At 59.7% G+C, this 2,500-nt stretch carries 2 rRNA genes and 1 pseudogene (1 of these 3 only partly in view); all 3 read right to left on the reverse strand.

Annotation, left to right across the window (positions count from 1 at the left end):
- Positions 1-495: pseudogene (locus B9S57_RS33985) on the reverse strand (hypothetical protein); the annotation flags it as partial.
- Positions 496-697: 202 nt separating this feature from the next.
- Positions 698-814: ribosomal RNA gene (gene rrf, locus B9S57_RS33990) — 5S ribosomal RNA — on the reverse strand.
- 133 nt (positions 815-947) lie between these two features.
- A 23S ribosomal RNA gene (locus B9S57_RS33995) occupies positions 948-2,500 on the reverse strand (it continues 1,573 nt past the right edge of the window).

The following is a 2,500-nucleotide window of genomic DNA, read 5'->3' on the forward strand; positions in this document are numbered from 1 at the left end:
GGCCACCGCGGTACCCACCACGCTCGTCATCACGACGCGGGGCACGGTCATCGCGCCGGAAGTTGCTCGACCGGTCGTCGTCACGACGCGGACCACGGTCACTGCTGCGGTCGTCGCGGCGGAAGCCGCCGCCGGTGCTGCCACCACGGCTGTCGTCACGACGGAAACCGCCGGGGCGGTCGTCGTCGCGACGCGGGCCACGCGGCCGGTCGTCACGACGCTCGAAACCACCACTCGGGCGGCCACCACGGTCGTCACGACGCTCGAAACCACCACCGCTGGGACGGCCACCACGGTCATCGCGCTGGCCACCGCGGTACCCACCACGCTCATCGTCACGACGCGGGGCACGGTCATCGCGCCGGAAGTTGCCACCGCTTGCGCCGGCCCCACGACTGTCATCACGGCGGGGACCACGGTCACGGTCGTCACGGCGGAAGCCACCACGGTCGTTGTCACGTCGAGGCGCGCCGGCCCGATCGTCACGGCCGCCACGGAAGCCGCCCCTGTCACCACCGTCCCGGCGACGCGGCTCGCGCTCCGGACGGTCGTCGGAAGAGTTGGTGGACATGGGGGTGACTCCTGTCATCGGGTACCACAGACATTCTCGCGCAGCCGACCATCCGACGCGCTTCGGCAAAACAAAAAGGGCCCTTGACCCCAGCATGAACGCTGGGACCAAGGGCCCTGAAAGATTGTTCGGCGGCGTCCTACTCTCCCACAGGGTCCCCCCTGCAGTACCATCGGCGCTGAAAGGCTTAGCTTCCGGGTTCGGAATGTAACCGGGCGTTTCCCTAACGCAATGACCACCGAAACACTATCGGCCAATCCCGCATCGCGGGATATCGGCACTTAGCGAACAAGCACACTTTTCAATTAAGTAGTGAAACTGTTCAACCAGCACGACTGTTCGTGGCCTGGGAACAACACAGTGGACGCGAGCAACTGAGGACAAGCCCTCGGCCTATTAGTACCAGTCAGCTCCACCCGTTACCGGGCTTCCACATCTGGCCTATCAACCCAGTCGTCTACTGGGAGCCTTAACCACTCAAGGTGGTGGGAATACTCATCTCGAAGCAGGCTTCCCGCTTAGATGCTTTCAGCGGTTATCCTTTCCGAACGTAGCCAACCAGCCATGCCCTTGGCAGGACAACTGGCACACCAGAGGTTCGTCCGTCCCGGTCCTCTCGTACTAGGGACAGCCCTTCTCAATATTCCTACGCGCACAGCGGATAGGGACCGAACTGTCTCACGACGTTCTAAACCCAGCTCGCGTACCGCTTTAATGGGCGAACAGCCCAACCCTTGGGACCGACTCCAGCCCCAGGATGCGACGAGCCGACATCGAGGTGCCAAACCATCCCGTCGATATGGACTCTTGGGGAAGATCAGCCTGTTATCCCCGGGGTACCTTTTATCCGTTGAGCGACAGCGCTTCCACAAGCCACTGCCGGATCACTAGTCCCGACTTTCGTCCCTGCTCGACCCGTCGGTCTCACAGTCAAGCTCCCTTGTGCACTTACACTCAACACCTGATTGCCAACCAGGCTGAGGGAACCTTTGGGCGCCTCCGTTACTCTTTAGGAGGCAACCGCCCCAGTTAAACTACCCATCAGACACTGTCCCTGATCCGGATCACGGACCCAGGTTAGACATCCAGCACGACCAGAGTGGTATTTCAACGACGACTCCACAACCACTGGCGTGGCCGCTTCAAAGTCTCCCACCTATCCTACACAAGCCGAACCGAACACCAATATCAAACTATAGTAAAGGTCCCGGGGTCTTTCCGTCCTGCTGCGCGAAACGAGCATCTTTACTCGTAGTGCAATTTCACCGGGCCTATGGTTGAGACAGTCGAGAAGTCGTTACGCCATTCGTGCAGGTCGGAACTTACCCGACAAGGAATTTCGCTACCTTAGGATGGTTATAGTTACCACCGCCGTTTACTGGCGCTTAAGTTCTCAGCTTCGCACACCCGAAAGTGCACTAACCGGTCCCCTTAACGTTCCAGCACCGGGCAGGCGTCAGTCCGTATACATCGCCTTACGGCTTCGCACGGACCTGTGTTTTTAGTAAACAGTCGCTTCTCGCTGGTCTCTGCGGCCACCCCCAGCTCACCGAGTAAATCGGATCACCAGTGATGGCCCCCCTTCTCCCGAAGTTACGGGGGCATTTTGCCGAGTTCCTTAACCATAGTTCACCCGAACGCCTCGGTATTCTCTACCTGACTACCTGAGTCGGTTTAGGGTACGGGCCGCCATGAAACTCGCTAGAGGCTTTTCTCGACAGCATAGGATCATCCACTTCACCACAATCGGCTCGGCATCAGGTCTCAGCCTTAATGTGTGACGGATTTACCTACCACACGGCCTACACCCTTACCCCGGGAACAACCATCGCCCGGGTTGGACTACCTTCCTGCGTCACCCCATCGCTTACCTAGTACAAGTCTGGTTCGTCGGCTCCACCACTACCCTCAACTCCGAAGAGATCGGGC

It is taken from the genome of Streptomyces sp. SM10 (genome assembly GCF_002910915.1).
Classification (GTDB): domain Bacteria; phylum Actinomycetota; class Actinomycetes; order Streptomycetales; family Streptomycetaceae; genus Streptomyces.